This is a genomic window from Fodinibius salicampi, from assembly GCF_039545095.1.
Lineage (GTDB): Bacteria > Bacteroidota > Rhodothermia > Balneolales > Balneolaceae > Fodinibius > Fodinibius salicampi.
Genome location: NZ_BAABRS010000005.1, coordinates 72495 through 89784 on the forward strand (window position 1 = coordinate 72495; position 17290 = coordinate 89784).

The 17290-nt window shown below is 44.2% G+C and carries 15 protein-coding genes; 7 read left to right on the forward strand and 8 right to left on the reverse strand.

Translation table 11 applies throughout. From position 1 onward, the window contains the following. Positions 1-35: 35 nt before the first annotated feature. Both ABEB05_RS15680 and ABEB05_RS15685 read right to left on the reverse strand, forming a co-directional pair. Positions 36-503 (reverse strand): hypothetical protein, encoded by a 468-nt coding sequence (locus ABEB05_RS15680; RefSeq protein ID WP_265791634.1) that lies wholly within the window; start codon positions 501-503, stop codon positions 36-38. A 104-nt stretch (positions 504-607) separates the two neighbouring features. Continuing rightward, on the reverse strand, positions 608-1654 hold the full coding sequence (locus tag ABEB05_RS15685) for an isoaspartyl peptidase/L-asparaginase family protein (RefSeq protein ID WP_265791632.1): 1047 nt from the start codon (positions 1652-1654) through the stop codon (positions 608-610). 174 nt (positions 1655-1828) lie between these two features. Here ABEB05_RS15685 and ABEB05_RS15690 point away from each other — a divergent pair, with 174 nt between their 5' ends. The 3 genes from ABEB05_RS15690 (at position 1829) to dxs (ending at position 6538) form a co-directional block, all read left to right on the forward strand. Beyond that, positions 1829-4252, forward strand: a complete 2424-nt coding sequence (locus ABEB05_RS15690) for a DNA internalization-related competence protein ComEC/Rec2 (RefSeq protein ID WP_265791630.1) — start codon at positions 1829-1831, stop codon at positions 4250-4252. 139 nt (positions 4253-4391) lie between these two features. Beyond that, a complete protein-coding gene (gene xseB / locus ABEB05_RS15695; protein ID WP_265791629.1) occupies positions 4392-4610 on the forward strand; it encodes an exodeoxyribonuclease VII small subunit in 219 nt (72 codons plus the stop codon). Positions 4611-4615: 5 nt separating this feature from the next. After that, positions 4616-6538 carry a 1-deoxy-D-xylulose-5-phosphate synthase gene (gene dxs, locus ABEB05_RS15700; RefSeq protein WP_265791627.1) on the forward strand — a complete coding sequence of 641 codons (1923 nt, stop codon included), beginning with the start codon at positions 4616-4618 and terminating at the stop codon, positions 6536-6538. A 30-nt stretch (positions 6539-6568) separates the two neighbouring features. Here dxs and ABEB05_RS15705 read toward each other — a convergent pair whose 3' ends face one another. The 3 genes from ABEB05_RS15705 to ABEB05_RS15715 form a co-directional block, all read right to left on the reverse strand. Then, positions 6569-6928 carry a P-II family nitrogen regulator gene (locus ABEB05_RS15705; RefSeq protein ID WP_265791625.1) on the reverse strand — a complete coding sequence of 120 codons (360 nt, stop codon included), beginning with the start codon at positions 6926-6928 and terminating at the stop codon, positions 6569-6571. A 23-nt stretch (positions 6929-6951) separates the two neighbouring features. Continuing rightward, positions 6952-8286, reverse strand: coding sequence for an ammonium transporter (locus tag ABEB05_RS15710; protein ID WP_265791623.1), 1335 nt, complete (start codon positions 8284-8286; stop codon positions 6952-6954). 212 nt (positions 8287-8498) lie between these two features. Continuing rightward, entirely contained in the window at positions 8499-8627 is a 129-nt protein-coding gene (locus ABEB05_RS15715; RefSeq protein ID WP_265791622.1) for a hypothetical protein, read from the reverse strand. Positions 8628-8716: 89 nt separating this feature from the next. Here ABEB05_RS15715 and ABEB05_RS15720 point away from each other — a divergent pair, with 89 nt between their 5' ends. Further along, positions 8717-8986 (forward strand): hypothetical protein, encoded by a 270-nt coding sequence (locus tag ABEB05_RS15720; RefSeq protein ID WP_345694313.1) that lies wholly within the window; start codon positions 8717-8719, stop codon positions 8984-8986. After that, a complete protein-coding gene (locus ABEB05_RS15725; protein WP_265791618.1) occupies positions 8952-9827 on the forward strand; it encodes a hypothetical protein in 876 nt (291 codons plus the stop codon). The genes ABEB05_RS15720 and ABEB05_RS15725 overlap by 35 nt, the downstream gene beginning before the upstream one ends. Before the next feature lie 67 nt (positions 9828-9894). On the opposite strand, the gene aat is transcribed toward ABEB05_RS15725, so the two are convergent. From aat to ABEB05_RS15740, 3 genes are all read right to left on the reverse strand, one after another. Then, a complete protein-coding gene (gene aat, locus ABEB05_RS15730) occupies positions 9895-10491 on the reverse strand; it encodes a leucyl/phenylalanyl-tRNA--protein transferase (protein WP_265791616.1) in 597 nt (198 codons plus the stop codon). Positions 10492-10786: 295 nt separating this feature from the next. Continuing rightward, positions 10787-13258: a zinc-dependent metalloprotease gene (locus tag ABEB05_RS15735; RefSeq protein ID WP_265791615.1), complete on the reverse strand. Its 2472-nt coding sequence runs from the start codon at positions 13256-13258 to the stop codon at positions 10787-10789. A 362-nt stretch (positions 13259-13620) separates the two neighbouring features. Continuing rightward, on the reverse strand, positions 13621-14463 hold the full coding sequence (locus ABEB05_RS15740) for an enoyl-ACP reductase FabI (protein WP_265791614.1): 843 nt from the start codon (positions 14461-14463) through the stop codon (positions 13621-13623). A gap of 312 nt (positions 14464-14775) precedes the next feature. Here ABEB05_RS15740 and ffh point away from each other — a divergent pair, with 312 nt between their 5' ends. Both ffh and rpsP read left to right on the forward strand, forming a co-directional pair. Beyond that, positions 14776-16125, forward strand: a complete 1350-nt coding sequence (gene ffh, locus ABEB05_RS15745; protein WP_265791613.1) for a signal recognition particle protein — start codon at positions 14776-14778, stop codon at positions 16123-16125. Between the two features lie 133 nt (positions 16126-16258). Continuing rightward, positions 16259-17245 carry a 30S ribosomal protein S16 gene (gene rpsP, locus ABEB05_RS15750; RefSeq protein ID WP_286669213.1) on the forward strand — a complete coding sequence of 329 codons (987 nt, stop codon included), beginning with the start codon at positions 16259-16261 and terminating at the stop codon, positions 17243-17245. The last annotated feature ends 45 nt before the right edge of the window (positions 17246-17290 follow it).

A 17290-nucleotide genomic window follows, 5' to 3' on the forward strand; every position in this document is an offset into this window, starting at 1 on the left:
CTGTCATTATCACCAATATATTCTGCATTGACCAATTAATCGGTCTCTCCCCAGTCAAATCCGACGACATCACCGACAGTAAAAGTGTTTGAGGTATGCACAACTTTGGAGGGAGTAAATTCTAAAAAGCCGGCATCATCGCGATACGATAATCCCCGCACAATCTCAATTTTGCCCTTTCCAGCTGTTATTTTCATACCTACCTTTACTCCAACAGCAACCTTGTCCGGATTTGATTCACCAAAAAACATCTCCTGATCGGGGTGTACTGAGGCAAACCCAAAACCACCACTGCTGTTATCGCATCCGTCTCCTTCAAAACAAAAATTTATAGTTCCATCCGCCCCCGTCTCAATCTCAAAGTCTTCTGATCCGGTATTCACAAGGCGAATAGCCAGACTCTTTTCCGAGTCTTCAATTCCTTCAGATCCCGTACTGTTGTCGCTACAATTTGTTAACATCAAAATAGTGAGTACCCCGATAAAAAAACATACATTTCGCATAAGTCCAGATTATTTTACGTATTAAATACAATTAATTTATCTATCAATACGTAAAAGGCTGGATAAAACAGCTCAAAAAAGTCCGTGGTTTTTATTCTGCCAACTTATTCCCAGATTGCAATTTCCCGATTACCTTCCGAATCAGATTTTCCACGATACATTCCTTTTGTATTCATATCCATTAGCATATTTCCGTACTGATCCACGGCAATCATTCCGGCTTCTTCTGGCTGAAGTACATCACGAAGTAAATAATCTCCTGCTTCTTCTAATGTGGCTGGTTTGTGTTTCATATACTGACTTACAGTATGGCCCGATACAGCTTCCATAATACGTTCTCCCCATCCGGTCATGGAAACCGCCACTACTTCACTGGCATAAGTGCCACTGCCAATAATGGGGACATCCCCTACCCGGCCATACATCTTATTGGTCATTCCACCGGTTGAAGTGCCTGCTACCAATTGGCCATTCTTATCCAGCGCAACACAGCCTACCGTACCAAACTTTTCGCTATTAGATGGCGGGGAATCTGATTCAGGCAACAAGGAGGATTGTTCTTCTCCCTCTTTTATAGCTCGGCGCCAAGCCTTATATCGATTCTCTGTATAAAAGTAATCCTGATTGACTCGTTCCACATCCATTTCATCCGCGTATTGTTCGGCTCCTTCCGTGGCAAACATGATATGCTTCGAGTTTTCCATCACTAAGCGAGCCAGGGAGATAGGATTCTTCACAGTCCTAACGCCTGTAACGGCCCCTGCATTGCGGTTGTTCCCGACCATGATTGCAGCATCTAGTTCGTGGGCTCCCTCATGAGTAAAAACGGCTCCTTTTCCGGCATTGAACCGGGGATTATCTTCCAGGTAGTTGATCACCTTTTCTACGGCATCCAAAGCTGTGCCTCCATCCCGTAGAATCTCTTCTCCAATTGAAAGGGCTTCATCCAGTGCAGCAGTATAAGCCTCTTTAACTGAATCCGGTTTATCTTCGGAAATAGCGCCCGCTCCTCCATGCAGGACCAATGCCCACTCTTTGGGGGTGGGTTCTTCGGGTTGTTCTGTAGCCGTTTGTTCATTTCCGGACTGAGCGCATGCAGAAAAAAGAAGAAGACCTGCTATCCATATCCAAAAAATATTATACAATCTCATAGCCACTTTATTTATTTAAAATTGATTGCATTAGCTATATGATAAGTACCGATCCTTTTATTTCAAAGTTTGATACCATAGCAGCATTCAATCCATAATATTTTTAAACATTTCAGTTCAAACACATTTTTAAAAAAAATTGTAAGGTTTTGCTCCTAAAATGGTCTTACCTATGTGAATAATAATCGAACATATCAATTTCCCTTCGCGCGGTATCCGGCAATCAGGCTGGCACTGTTTTTTATTAGTGGCATCCTCTTTGATTACCATCTTGATATCCCGCCGGTTATCTGGCTGATCCCTTTTTGCTGTTTCATTTCTATCTATCTGTTTTTCGAATATGTTCACAAAAGATCACTGCGGAGCTGGCTTCTTTATAGTGCCCTTTTTTGTTATCTCAGTTCTATCGTTTGTTTCGGTGGATTCTGGCACTCCCTTTTTAATTCACAGGATCCCCCCGCGAAAGCCACCATTCTGAACAGTTATACCTGGGAAGAACTATCATTCAAAGGTGAAATTAATCAGATAAAGAAAACCAGCAGTGGGAAATACCAAATTGATGTCAGTGTAGATACTACCCTCTTTCCCAACAACCTGGTCTGGACTGAAGACTATACGCTCCGAACCGTCTTAAATCCGAAAAACCTAAGGTTTTCGCCAAAGATAATTCCCGGAAACCGACTACACTTTTCGGCGGTTATTTATCCTTTGGAAGAACCACGCAATCCCCATGAATTCAATTATAAGGCCTATTTAGCTTCTATTGGGATATATCACCAAGCAGGACTTCAATCTATCCATACTATTAAAGAAGCAGAGGTGGCCTTAAGCTGGAATAAAGTAAGAAATGACGTTTTAAGTGCTATTGATCATAATTTTAGCCAGGAAACCGCTGATCTGGCCAAAGCCCTGCTTATCGGCTATAAAAATGAGCTTATCCAAGAAACCAAAATCGCCTTTTCAAGAGCAGGACTTTCACATATCATGGCCGTTTCAGGCTTACATGTCGGGTTTATCCTGGCTCCTTTCTGGATATTCATCCCCATATTCTGGAGTTTTCGCTACGGCAAACAAATAGGACTGTTACTTTTAATTGGACTACTGATATTCTACGCGGGACTTACCGGATTTTCCGCTTCGGTAAGCCGGGCTTCACTCACCGGTGGATTTCTGATGTACGGCCGTCTATTCCACAAGGTTCGGGATTCCAAAAATCTAACGGCAGTTGCAGCTCTTATTATTCTGCTCATCCATCCAAGTGATCTGTTCTCCATTGGATTCCAACTTTCATTCGGAGCAGTCTATATTATCCTGCTTACAGCTCCGGTTATCAACAAAACCCTGCCCGACTGGGTGCGTTTCCGATGGTATGGCACGCCCGTTATGGTGATCATCATTTCACTAATTGTACAACTTGGCCTTTTCCCCTTATTGACCTATTACTTTGGCGAATTCTCACTCGTGGGTCCCATTGCTAACGCTCTGTTTGTTCCCTTCCTTGGACTGGCCGTGCCTCTTGCATTCGTCTTCCTTGCCCTTTCTTTCATCTCGCCGGGCATTGCCCAGACACTAACCCTTCCTGTTGATTATTTTCTCTATGGACTTCATCAATTTGTTTTGACTACAACACAATGGGAATGGAGTTGGATACAAACGCAAACAGAGGGTATTATTATCTTTGCCCTATGGGCCTCCGTTATCTTTTTTATCGCGACATTACCCATTCCAAAGCTGCGGTGGAAGTTTCTAATTCTGTTCCTGAGTCTTCTATGTATTGAACAGGGAGAACATCTTGTACAAAAATTCAGACCCGCACCGCTTGAGCTCACCTTTTTTGATGTTGGTCAGGGTGATGCCGCGCTCCTGAAAACTCCCCAAAGCAATAAACATTATCTTATTGACACCGGCCGCTGGCAACCGGGATATAATAGCGCCAAATATATTATCATCCCTTACCTAAAATCTGAAGGTATCGATAAATTAGATGGGATCTTCTTGTCCCATCCCCATGCAGATCATATTGGTGGTATTGTAGAATTGCTCAATACAATACCTGTTGATACTATATATAATTCCGGTGCAAATTATGATTCCCAGCTTTTCTCAGACTATCAAAGAATTGCTAAACAAAAAAATATTCCTATTGTTTCCCTGAAACAGGGACAGATACTGATCCCTGATCCGGCATTACGGCTATTTGTTTATGCCCCATCGGAAGAAAACCTTGCCAATTCGAATGTAAACAACAGCTCGCTTATTTTTGAAATTCTCTACGGATCTACGGAATTCCTGTTTATGGGCGATGCCGAAAAAAGACAGGAGCAGCAGTTAACAACAGGATATCCGCAACTTGTTGATACTGATTTACTAAAAGTTGGACATCACGGGAGTAAGACGAGTTCTACAGCTTCTTTTTTAAAATCCATATCTGCAGAGATGGGAATCGTTTCATTAGCTGACCGTAACCGGTTTCGCCATCCACATCCCGAGGCAGTACAGCGACTACATTCAGAAACAGATACCCTTTATTTTACCAGTATTGACGGAGCTATTCGAATTATTTCTGACGGTAATTCCATTAAAAAGGGAAGAAAATAACTTATATTGTCTTATCTGATTGAATGAATACTCTATTATTGAGGTTGACAAGGTTATCCCGCTTAAAAAGAATTGGATTCCAACGACGAAAACTTTTTATTTAAAAGGTTTCTGATCAATAATTTGTTACCCATACTCTATGAGCAAAAAAGAACAATTTAGCTTTGAAGAGGCGCTGTCAAGGCTGGAAGTAATTGTTGAGAAATTAGAGGATGAATCTATTTCTCTTGATGAATCCATTGCGCTTTATGAAGAAGGTATTACTCTTTCAAAAAAATGTACAGAAACTCTGGAAGAGGCAGAACTCCGTATCCAACATGTAGCGGAAAACCATACAGATAAAAAAGAGAACGAATAGTTTTTATGGAATTTGAAGACATCACACCCGGACCTCTCCTCTCGGAAATTGATTCTCCGGATGATTTAAAAAAGCTCGATCCCGATCAACTGGTTGAGGTATGCGATGAACTCCGGGATTTTATTATCGACACTGTTTCCATCCACGGCGGACATTTTGGAGCGAGTCTCGGAGTAATAGAAATGACAGTGGCCCTACATTATGTGTACGACACTCCCAAGGATCTGGTATTGTGGGATGTCGGTCACCAGGCATACGGACACAAAATTCTTACAGGACGGCGTGAAAACTTCCATACCAATCGGAAATACGGTGGACTTTCCGGCTTCCCAAAACGTAGCGAAAGTGAATACGATACCTTTGGCGTTGGCCACTCGAGCACTTCTATTTCTGCTGCTTTGGGTATGGCTGTAGCCCGGGATTTGGATCAAAGTGATAAAAAGGTGGCAGCTGTTATTGGTGACGGGGCAATGACCGCTGGATTGGCTTTTGAGGCCCTCAACAATGCCGGGGCTATGAATTCGGATATTCTCGTTATTCTCAATGACAATAATATGTCTATTGATCCAAATGTCGGGGCCCTCAAAGAGTATTTGACAGAAATTACGACCAGCAAAACCTTCAATAAGCTGCGGGATGAAATTTACGATATGCTCGGCCACTTTAAATCGGCCGGCGAAAAAATGCGGAAGGTAGCTTCCAAGCTCGAAAAAGCCGTAACGGCTGCCATTACGCCCGGGGGGCTCTTCCAGGCGCTGGGCTTCAAGTATTATGGACCCGTGGACGGACATAATGTGGATACCATGCGCCGGTATCTGGAGGACTTAAAAGATATTCCGGGACCAAAACTATTGCATGCGGTTACGGTTAAAGGCAAGGGATTTGCCCCGGCTGAGCGTGAGCAAACCAAGTGGCATGCCCAGAGTAGTCCATTTGACAAAATTACCGGCAAACAACTGGATCCCGATACCAAACCTAAGCCTCCCAAGTATCAGCACGTTTTCGGAGAAGCGATAGTAGAGCTGGCGGATGAGAACGACCGTATTGTCGGTATCACCCCTGCCATGCCCAGCGGATCGAGCCTTTGGCCGATGATGAAAAAATATCCCGAACGGGCTTTTGATGTTGGTATTGCCGAACAGCACTCCATCACTTTTGCTGCCGGGCTTGCAGCCGAAGGGAAAAAAGCGTTTGCCGCTATTTACTCCACCTTTCTTCAGCGCGCTTATGATCAGGTTATTCACGATGTGGCGATCCAGAAATTACCGGTAGTCTTTTGTATCGACCGCGCCGGTCTCGTAGGTGCCGATGGTCCCACTCACCATGGCCTTTACGATATCTCATATCTGCGTAATGTACCCAACATGATCGTTTCCTCACCTATGAACGAAGAGGAATTACGTGATATGATGTACACAGCCTCTAAATATGAAGATGCCGCCTGGGCTATCAGATACCCTCGTGGACGGGCAACCGGCATGGATTATCCCGAAGGATTTAAAGATATGGAAATTGGAAAGGGGCAGAAGGTGCGCGACGGGGACGAAATAGCGATCCTTAGTTTTGGTCCGTTTGGAAACTACGTAATAGAAGCCGCCGATAACCTGGTCGAAATCGGTATCGATGTCGGTCATTTCAATATGCGCTTTGCCAAACCCCTGGATACCGATCTTATTGATGAAATTTGTCACTCCTTTGAACACATCATAACGATTGAAGATGGTACGCGACTGGGCGGCTTTGGAAGTGCAGTAACCGAATATCTCGCTGATAAGCCTTATCACATTCCAACAACTATTATGGGCGTTCCCGACCGAATTGTAGAGCACGGCACGCAGGAAGAGCTCCATGCCGAAGTTGGACTTGATCCAAAAGGTATCCAAGAAAAAGTACAGGAAGTGATGAAAGTTCACTCCCTGAAAACCTGATTGATTTAGAGATATTTATGGCGTGCCTATCTAAATCGCCGCTGACCCCCTTTCCTCGGTACTAATCCGAATACACTCTTCAAGCGGGGTGATGAAGATTTTACCGTCGCCGGTGGTTTTGCCGGGGTTCTTATCTTTGTAACGGGATTTTACAGTTTTGATAATGGTATCGACGGTAACGTCCACAAATTCATCATTTACGGCGATTTCGAGGCGGAACCGTGGAATCAGTCCCGGGACCACCTTCTTACCCCGATAGATCTCCACATCCTCGGCTTTGCCGTGGCCGGATACACGCATAACCGTGATCCGCCTGATTTCTGCTTCAATGAGTGCTTCCCTGACTTCGTCGAGTTGTGTTTCCCGAATAATGGCTATGACTAGTTTCATGTGGTTATAGGATTTAAAATGAATTAGTTAGGGTTGAGCATTCCGTAGCCGTGCTCGCTGTGGTAGGCACTGTCAAGGCCCTGCATCTCTTCTTTTGGATCGGACCGGAAGCCTACCAATTTATTCACAACATATAGCAGAATCAGTGTAAGAACAGCTGCATATACAACGGCTATCAGAACGGCTGAAACCTGAACACCCAACTGCTGCCATACCGTCCAGCTTCCGCCAGCGAGTTCTGCGGCTTCGTTCATCCAGCTATCCCGGATGAAGAAGGTGAGCAATAGGGCTCCCACAATACCTCCCATTCCATGGATACCAAAAGCATCAAGGCTGTCGTCGTATCCCAATTTATTCTTGGCGATGATCGCCAGGTAACAAAAAATCGATGCCAAAATCCCAAGACAAAACGCCCCAAAGGGTTGCACCACACCTGCCGCGGGAGTAATAGCTACCAGTCCGGCCAAAATGCCCGACATAATTCCAAGGGCTGTAGCTTTGCCTTGGTGCCATGCTTCAATGATCATCCATGCAATCGCCCCGGATGCCGCGGCAACTTGTGTAGCCGTCAATGCCTGTGCAGTGCTTAATCCACTTGCTACGGAACTTCCGGCGTTGAACCCAAACCATCCAACCCAGAGAAGTCCACCGCCAATCATGGTCATTACCAGGTTGCTGGGTGGCATATTAGTAACCGGATAACCGCGCCGAGCTCCTAAATATAACGCTGCTATCAAACCGCTTACACCAGCAGAGATATGAACTACTGTTCCCCCTGCAAAGTCTATGGCTCCGTTCGCGCCCATGTTGAAAAGGAAACCATCCTCAGCCCATACCCAGTGGCAGAGCGGGTTGTAAACAAGTAGTCCCCATAGAGCAATAAACAGACAATAAGATTTAAATTTCACCCGTTCGGCAAAGGCCCCGGCGATTAGGGCAGGCGTAATAATAGCAAACTTACCCTGGAACATACTGAACACATATTCAGGCACGCCGGCATCTAATATTGAGTTATCAATTCCCGATAAAAACAAATAGTCTGGGTTCCATCCAAACCATCCGCCGAGAACATTGGGGCCAAAACTCATGCAGTATCCAATGGCCACCCAGAGAACCGTCATAATTCCCATTGCAGCAAAGCTATGCATCATGGTTCCCAGAACATTTTTGGTGCGGACAAGCCCGCCATAAAACATAGCCAGTCCGGGTATCATCAAAAGAACGAGAGCCGTTGAGACCAACATCCAAGCGGTCACACCCGTATCTATGGCGACGCCGTCGGCGGCAAGTAAAGGAGTTGAAATGAAGAGAAAGGTCAGTAGTAGTAAGGGGAACTTAGCCCGATATTTTTTTAGCATATTCGTTGGTTTGATAGACTTTTTAGCAATGTATTTTTTGACAGACGCCCAAAAATCTATAACAAATTTATAAATAATACAAGGTAAAAATACAATTTCACATTAAGTAATTATATATAATTACACTTTATACTAAAAATTAAAGATTTATATTAAAAATTATTAATTAAGTTCGGTATAGATGCAGTCTCAAAATTTTTCTCCTAACTTTTTTAGCCAATCTCTTTTTCAAAAGCAATCATGCCGGATATTTTACCCCAATTCATATCATTGTCTTTGCCTGCGAGATTGTGGGAAATATTTTGTTCAAATGTGGGCATCCAGACATAGATGGCTTTCATAATCGTAGATCTGTAATTAGTGATATCGTACCTATCTTTCGCGACATCTATCGGTGACAATTGCCCAGCCTGATATCAACAACAACCGCATGAATCGGGATATCAACATCATGGAAAATGTACTGGATGAACTATTCAGGACGCAATGGTCAGCCCATAGTAATACGATACGAATTAATTCCAGCTCCTTTTCTTTTGGCCGAAGCAACGATATAAACGGCACCTATCTGCCGGAATTCGGCGTTATTTTTACTATTCCTGGCAGACCCGGCTTAATGATACTCGGCAATACGGATGATGGTAATGCTCCTTTCAGCTTCCACTATGCAGACAAAAAAAAATGGCGAGGAAGTCACTGAGGAATCGGTCACTAACAAAATTGTAGAATTTTTACGGGATTATGGCTCTACTATCGGACAACTTTCCCATAATCAAAAAGTGATGGTCATTTACAAAACTAATCGTCCCAAAAATGAATTTTTCATATTCCATTCAGATGAGGAAAATAAAAAAGTGGGACGCCAGACTTTGCCTACAATTTCAGTAGCTGCCAATGCAAGTGATCTAAAAACCTATCGGTCGGGTAATCTTAGCGACAGTGAGCTTCGCAACCGGCTTGATATTAATTCGGTAAAGCCTTCAGAGGAGCAGGAAAAAGATTTAAGAGTTATGGCAAATATACTTGAAACTGCTTTTGAGGATACCGGAGAACAACAATTCCAAATACGCGGGTCGGTCGATTATCTTGCATTGGATAACTATGGTGCCCTCTTTTCATTTGACATACGCTATATTGGCCAATCACACTTTGACTTTTCCGGTCTGCATGAAGCGCTGCAAGATATGCGCAAAGACCTGGAAAAAGCCCGTGCCCAAATAAATGACTTCAATGCTGATAGAGAAGTAAGGGATTCTATTGCAACGAAAAAACGGGAGGAGGTGCAAGCAAAACACGCCGAAGAAAAAGAGAATATCAAGAAAGCGTACAACCAGTTTATAAAGGACCTCAAATCGACTATTACCGATTACGGGCGGACCTTGCATTCTATTGAATTGAATCAACAAATTTTGGTTTCTGTTACTCTAGATACTCACTACGAAGAGATACCCAAACGTATTGACCTGCATGTTCGTAAGTCAATACTTGAAAATAATTCCCGCGAGCAGGCGATGGCAGAAATTCAGGTTCGGGAACATTAATCACAATCACATAATAGCAGAAGGCGATCTACCGCAGGCAGCTACCAGAAAAAGGGTGCCTGCCACACTAACAATTTGTATCAACCGGTTCAAACACCGCTTCTTTTTGGAGTGCCACCTTAAGCCGTTTGTCATACTCCCCGGCCGAAATCTCAATGCAACCGAATTGTGCCAGATGCTCGTTCCAGAACTGGGTATCCCAAAGCTCAAATCCGCCTTCCTTAAGCGCTTTGTGCGTCCAGTATAACGCCACTTTAGAAGTTTCTTTTGCCCATCCAAACATCGATTCGCCAAAAAATGCTGCGCCCAGGGACACTCCATACTGTCCCCCAACCAGCTCCCACTTCTTGTCATACACACTCACCGAATGGGCATGCCCTTTTTTATGAAGATTACAATAAGAATCAATTATTTCCTCTGAAATCCAGGTAGAGTTTCGATCTGCACATGCTTCCATTACTTGCCTGAATGCGGAATCAAACTTGATGTGGTAGTGATGATTGCGAACAATGCGCTCTACATTGGATGATACCCGAAATCCATTCATAGGGATGATTCCACGTCGGCGGGAGGTATACCACTTGGCCTCCGGATCGTCGCGGGAATCAGCCATTGGAAAAATACCATTAGCATAGGCATTCAATAGTTCTTCGGGACTGATCATCTAGATTTTCGTTTTGTTATAGGTCCTGAAGTTCATACACGAAGTTTTAAACGGATATATAAATACCAAGATAATCTCAGTTGATAAAATTAAGATTGCTCAGCAGAGCTACGCAACCAAATGTGTATAATTCATCTAATTCCTAGAAATCAAAAATTCTGTTGGTAGGTTTCTCGTTCTGTACTTCCGGTGTGGTACGTCATTCATACTTATGCTTTAATCTCTCCAAATTACTTTCTACTACTATTTTTTATTAACCCCTTTGAGTTAACAATACCCTTAGCATTTTTACCAGTTAACGAAAACTACACCGTAAGAACATAGAATCATCACTACCAATGGGTGAGCCCGGCGGTGGACTTAAGGGCTCAGCCGACCTAAAGGTTTTACCTTTATCCTTAAACTGCTGCAATATTCTATACCCATAGAGAAGAGAAGCCGCGCGCTGTTCTGTCTCTGCTTCTTCCTCTGCCTCAATCCTCATCCACTCCCGGAGTGCTTCCAGCTTTAGGTTCGCAATGGACCGAACCTGGGAAGAAGCCTCCTCGTTGGCTCCCAGATTCATCATATGATATAAGACCACGTGATTCACTACATTCTGTATCGCTCCCTTGTACCCTTCTTCTACCGGGGCTTTCCAACTCTGGTTAATAATTTTAGTTAGCATATCGCCTAAACCTAAATTATTGGAATCACGTGCTTTATAATCTACCAGCCGGGCGGCACGCTCTTTATTGAGCAACAATCTCATGGTCATGTTCGCCGCCGTCTCCGCTGCACCCAGCGGATCAAACGCAGGATCAGTATAGCTATTAAACAACTCCCTGGAGTCACTGTACCCGAGGGGACGCGGTGGAATAAGCTCTATAATTTTCTCGGGCATCTTCAAAGCATCCGGCGAAATAGTTTGCAGCATAACATTAAGAGCTGCGCGCTGGGTAGAATCAGCTACAGGTTCGGGTCCCGATTGCGGACCGCCCCGGAGATCATAGCTATAATTCAATCCCCCAATAAGCTTAACCGTACCCTCTATCTGGTAGCGATGGAACAAATAAATAGGAACCAGTGCATCTTCCAGCTTTGCCATGGGGGTGCCAGGTGGGATATTCGACTCGGAAAAATTCTCCAAGGCAATATCGCGCACATCCATTATGTGATCCAATTGTTTAACGGCATCACTCCCATTATCCCATAGGTGTGCTTTGGGATGGGCTCCACTCTCGGGCCGCGCATCGGCATCCGAAATGAAGAGCAGGCTATCTGCTATTGCGTCTAAAATTACTCCATTTAGCGCCTCCTCATTATTGAAACTATCCGTTAAGTCCTTATATCCATAGGTTATTGCCACTTTATCCCATTCACCGATGCCGGTATCATAGGCATTATCAAGATTCAGTGTACTATCCGGATTGATAGTGACCTTGGGTGCCGGATAATCCATCACCGACGCGCGACTATTGGTGCTGGCAGCAAAATTATGTGCTAACCCCAGGGTATGTCCCACTTCGTGGGCCGAAAGTTGGCGAATTCGTGCGAGGGCCATATCCAGCATGGGATTATCTTCATCAAATGTCTCTCCTTCTTTGTATGGAGACAAGAGTCCCTCGGCAATTAAATAATCTTGCCGTACACGCAAAGAGCCCAAAAGCACATGTCCCTTGATAATTTCTCCCGTTCTCGGATCAACTACTGAACTTCCATACGACCAGCCTCGGGTAGAACGGTGCACCCAGTTGATCATATTGTAACGAACATCCATCGGATGGGCACTGTCGGGGAGTATTTCTACCCGGAAAGCATCCTTATAACCCGCCGCTTCAAAAGCCTCGTTCCACCAGCGGGCACCATCCAGCAATGCTCCCCGAACCGGCTCCGGCGTACCCGGATCCAGGTAATAAACAATAGGTTCTACCGGCTCACTCATCTCCGCGCCGGGATTCTTTTTCTCCAGTCGATGCCTGGTAATAAATCGTTTCGTAAGAGGCTCACCGATGGGCGTACTATAGTCCTGATAACTAATACCGAAATATCCCGCTCTCGGATCAAATGTACGGGGCTCAAAATCGTCGTCTGGCAATTCTACAAAAGAGTGGTGCTGACGGACTGTAATTGCATCCGAAGTGGGCGCTACCGAACGTACTTGTCCACCCGGATTACTGCCTGTAAACGTCAGGATGGATTCAAACTCTGTATTTTGAGGAAAATTCATGGTCGCTTCCTCATAAAGTGCAGAACGACTTTTATCCACACTAAAGTTACCCTCATTATTTTGCTTCAGCCGCTCGCTAACTCCGTGAGCATCGCGCATTAAGAAATCTGTAAGATCAATCAGTATAGTGCCACCTTCTTCGGCAACGATTTCAAACCCCCATAATACCGACCGAGCAAAGGCATCGCGTACCGATTCTTCTTCTTTGGGATTGTTGGTTATTGCCCGATAGGAGTAGTTGGGTTGCACTAACAGTACCTTCGATCCCCGGCGCTCAAAATATACGACACGATCGTCCCCCAATTGATTGCGATCCAGCCCGATATCATTAGAACCTACGCCCGCAGTCAATGAATTGACATAGAGAAATTCTGTGTCAAACCGATCAACTTCAATTTCAACCAGTATTTTCCCTTGATCTTCATCCCGATAATAAGTAAAAAAGCCCTCCTGCTCTTCAAGGTTCAATGCTTTCTCACTTATAGATGGGATATCCTGCGCCTGCAATGCTGAACAGAAAAAAAGCAGAAACAAGCTGATGACCGCAATTCTATTCATAATGCTTCAATAATTTATTCCAATTTATATTAGTGGACCAACCAGAAAGAACTCGGGACCAGCAAAATATTTTTAATTGTCGCCTTAATATAGCCAAGATTTCCGTTGCTGCTTATCCATTATAGTTGGAAGCCGTCCCAAGAACACACTTACGCTAAAACAGTCCGGGGAATGCCGGGCAAATCTTAAGTTTATGGGTTTGACCACCATGACTGCGATACTAATTAACCGATCATGACGGTAGTTGTAGTTAACTACTTTTTGAACAAAAAATTAAAAGGTTAGTTCCTTTTATTTGGTAATAAAAAATCCTGACAAGACTGTTCATCCTGCCAGGATTAAGTAACTAATCAACAATATATTTATTCATCATCTTCTCCCGCGTACAGCTTTTGCAAACCATTAATCATTTCTTCATTAATGCCAGCCGTCACAAATCCACCGTCATGGTAGAGGTTCTGCATCGTTACTTTTCGCGTAAGGTCTGAGAATAGCGTGACACAGTAATCCGCACATTCGTCGGCAGTGGGATTTCCCAAAGGAGCCATTTTATCAGCGAATGTGTACATACCGTCAAACCCCTTTATGCCGCTCCCGGCCGATGTTTTAGTTGGTGCCTGAGATACGGTATTTACCCGGATACCGCGGTCAGCCAGCCGGCTCCCGTAATTTCGGGCAATACTTTCTAATAGTGCTTTGGCGTCGTTCATGTCGCTGTACTTGGAAAAGATACGCTGTGCTCCGATATAAGAGAGTGCTACAATACTTCCGCCGTCATTCAGGATATCTGCTTCATCGGCATAGCGAATCACTTTATGTAGCGAAACAGCTGATATATCCAGCGTTTGCTGAAGCCACTGGTAATTGAGCTCTTCGTATCCTTTCTTTTTGCGAACGTTCGGGGACATCCCGATAGCATGGAGCATAAAATCGATCTTGCCGTGCTCTGCTTTTACATTTGCCATGAGCTCTTCAATTTCATCCTCGTTGGTTACATCACAGGGAAAAACTTCAGCACCGGTCTTTTCCGAAAGCTCATCAAGATCTCCAAAACGCAGGGCAACGGGAGCATTCGACAGTGAAAATTCTGCTCCCTCTCGTTTACAAGCCAAGGCAATGCGCCATGCAATACTTCGATCGTCGAGCGCACCAAAAATCAATCCCTTCTTTCCTTTTAGCAGTCCATATCCTTGTTGATCAGCCATAAAAACGATTCCTCAATCAATTTCTGTTATAAAAATTCTACTGTTCGAAAGTAACAAAAGATAGAAATTAAAATCGAATACGCTATTGAAATAACCAAATCTCATTTTTGTAGTTTGGCCTGTCCCATTTTACTAGAAATAGCTCCTATACATATCAACAAAATCAGTTACCCTGCGTCTGCCTAATGATTATAAATTAATCATGTTGATAATAGCTGTTATTGTCCTTATTTTGCGGAACTTTGCACCGGTGGTATATCCGGCTTCAGATTTGTATTAAAAACAAACTGTTAAAAAATAGTCAGAAATTTCATGTTCCAGGATCTCTCTTCAAAATTAGATCAGGCCTTTCAAAAGCTGAAAGGTGAGGCTAAGATCACCGACGTCAACATTGCGGAGACGGTGAGAGAGATACGTCGTGCTCTGCTGGATGCCGATGTAAATTTCGAGGTTGCCAAGCAGTTTACCAACGACATTAAGGATCGGGCAATGGGTGAGGACGTCTTAACAGCCGTCAATCCCGGACAACAATTTACCAAAATTGTCCATGATGAACTGACTAAAATCCTGGGCCAGGATCGTGTAGGCCTTTCTGTAGCCGACACACCACCCACTGTTATTTTGATTGCCGGCCTGCAAGGTTCCGGTAAAACAACCTTCAGCGCCAAACTGGCCCGATATCTGAAGCAGGAAAACAATCGTAGTCCTATTTTAGCGGCTGCCGATGTGTATCGACCAGCGGCCATCAACCAGTTGAAAACACTGGCTGACAGCATTGACGTGCCTGTTTACTCCATTGGCCAAAAAGATGCAGTTCGCGTTGCAAAAGAAGCCGTTTCAATGGCTAAGAGCCTGGCTTTGGATACTGTTATCATTGATACGGCCGGACGCATGCACGTGGATAAGAAAATGATGAAAGAGGTGGCTGATATTAAAGAAGCGGTTCAGCCCAATGAAACTCTCTTCATTGTGGATTCCATGACGGGGCAGGATGCCGTCAATACCGCAAAAGAATTTAATGAAACCATCAATTACGATGGTGTTGTTTTGACCAAGCTTGACGGTGATACCCGCGGCGGGGCGGCCCTTTCGATTAAGAACGTGGTCCAAAAACCGATCAAGTTTGTAAGCACAGGCGAAAAGCTGGATGCACTTTCACCCTTTTATCCGGAGCGGATGTCGCAACGGATTCTGGGAATGGGCGATGTGGTTTCTCTGGTTGAAAAAGCCCAAAAAGAGTTTGATGAAAAAGAAGCCCAAGAGCTACAGAAGAAAATTAAGTCCGACAGTTTTGATCTGGAAGACTTTTACGAACAACTTCAGCAAGTAAAGAAAATGGGCGACCTGTCTGACCTGGTGGGCATGATACCGGGTGCAGGACAAGCGCTCCAGGATGCTGACATAGATGACGAATCTTTCAAGCCTATTGAAGCAATAATTTGCTCAATGACTCCGGAAGAGAAACAAAATCCGGATATTCTGAATGCTACCCGGAAACGACGTATTGCAAAAGGATCCGGAACACGGGTCTCCGATATCAATGACTTGATTAAACAGTTTGAGCAAATGAAGAAGATGATGAAGTCATTTTCCGGAATGGGCAAGATGGGCAAATTGATGCAAGGCATGAAGGGAATGAAAGGAAATTTACCATTTGGATAGTTTGAACTGATGTTGTGCGCTGTTTAGCCCAGTCTCAACATCATTGTTTTATTACAAATATTGCGCAAGATTCCGACAATATCCTCTATATAATCAACACAAACTTAAAATTTACAACTAAGGAGATAATCCATTGTTAAGAATTAGATTACAACGTAGAGGTCGAAAGAAACGACCAATCCATCATATTGTAGTGGCAGACAGCCGCAAACCCAGAGATGGACGCATTATTGAAGACTTGGGTCGTTTTGATAACATAACTCCCAACAATCAGCTTGAATTAGACAGAGAACGTGCCTTGTACTGGTTAAAAGAAGGGGCACAACCTTCCGACACCGTACGATCCATCTTTAAGGATGAGGGCATAATGTATGAAATGCACCTGATTCGTTGGGATAAATCGGAAGAAGAAATTGAAGAAGCGTTAACCGAATGGCGGGAAAAGCGCGAAGAAAAAAAGGACAAAGTCCCTACTCGCAAAGAACGCCAGAAAGCACTATTGGAAGCCGAAGAAAAGGAATTCCAGAAGCAGCTTAAGAAAAAAGCGGAAGAAGCAGCCCGCGAAAAAGCCAAACAGGAAGCTCTTGCATCCGAAGAGGATGAAGAAGATGAAGAGCAGGAAGAACAGGCAACAGCGGCAGAAGAAGAATCCGCCAAAGAACCTAAACAAGAAGCCTCCGATACCGAAGAAGTAGCAGAAACAAAAGAGGAAGAAGCTACTGAAGAGGCTGAAGTAGAGCCCGAGGAGGAAGTTGAAGCTCAGGAAGAAGAGTCTGACAAGGACGAATCGGCAGAAGAAGAAATTGAAGCAAAAGAAAAATCCTCTGACGACGAAGGAGAGACCGAGGCTGCAGAAGAACAGGAAGAAGCCAAAGTTCAGGATGATGAATCCGAAGAGGACACCGAGGATGAGGTCGAAGAAGTTGAAGCCTCTGATGAAGAAGAAACGGAGGATGAAGAGAAGGCTAAGGAAGTACAAACGTCTGACGAAATGTTAGCCAAAGAGGCCATTTCTCATATTGAGAATACTCCGCTGGATGAACTTGAAGGCTTCGTAACAGAAGATGAAGATCGTGTTACTGTTCGCCGCGCGTGGGACGACAAACACGATGAAGAATAATTAATTATTAGATACCAAGCTCTTACTAAGCTTTAATAGTTTGGT

Bases quoted from the DNA above. Each gene is read 5' to 3' on its own strand.
- ABEB05_RS15715 (WP_265791622.1), bottom strand. From the start codon at position 8,627: ATGAAAGCCATCTATGTCTGGATGCCCACATTTGAACAAAATATTTCC.
- ABEB05_RS15710 (WP_265791623.1), bottom strand. From the start codon at position 8,286: ATGCTAAAAAAATATCGGGCTAAGTTCCCCTTACTACTACTGACCTTT.
- ffh (WP_265791613.1), top strand. From the start codon at position 14,776: ATGTTCCAGGATCTCTCTTCAAAATTAGATCAGGCCTTTCAAAAGCTG.
- aat (WP_265791616.1), bottom strand. From the start codon at position 10,491: ATGATCAGTCCCGAAGAACTATTGAATGCCTATGCTAATGGTATTTTT.
- ABEB05_RS15705 (WP_265791625.1), bottom strand. From the start codon at position 6,928: ATGAAACTAGTCATAGCCATTATTCGGGAAACACAACTCGACGAAGTC.
- ABEB05_RS15740 (WP_265791614.1), bottom strand. From the start codon at position 14,463: ATGGCTGATCAACAAGGATATGGACTGCTAAAAGGAAAGAAGGGATTG.
- xseB (WP_265791629.1), top strand. From the start codon at position 4,392: ATGAGCAAAAAAGAACAATTTAGCTTTGAAGAGGCGCTGTCAAGGCTG.
- dxs (WP_265791627.1), top strand. From the start codon at position 4,616: ATGGAATTTGAAGACATCACACCCGGACCTCTCCTCTCGGAAATTGAT.
- ABEB05_RS15685 (WP_265791632.1), bottom strand. From the start codon at position 1,654: ATGAGATTGTATAATATTTTTTGGATATGGATAGCAGGTCTTCTTCTT.
- ABEB05_RS15725 (WP_265791618.1), top strand. From the start codon at position 8,952: ATGCAGACAAAAAAAAATGGCGAGGAAGTCACTGAGGAATCGGTCACT.
- ABEB05_RS15720 (WP_345694313.1), top strand. From the start codon at position 8,717: ATGAATCGGGATATCAACATCATGGAAAATGTACTGGATGAACTATTC.
- ABEB05_RS15735 (WP_265791615.1), bottom strand. From the start codon at position 13,258: ATGAATAGAATTGCGGTCATCAGCTTGTTTCTGCTTTTTTTCTGTTCA.
- ABEB05_RS15680 (WP_265791634.1), bottom strand. From the start codon at position 503: ATGCGAAATGTATGTTTTTTTATCGGGGTACTCACTATTTTGATGTTA.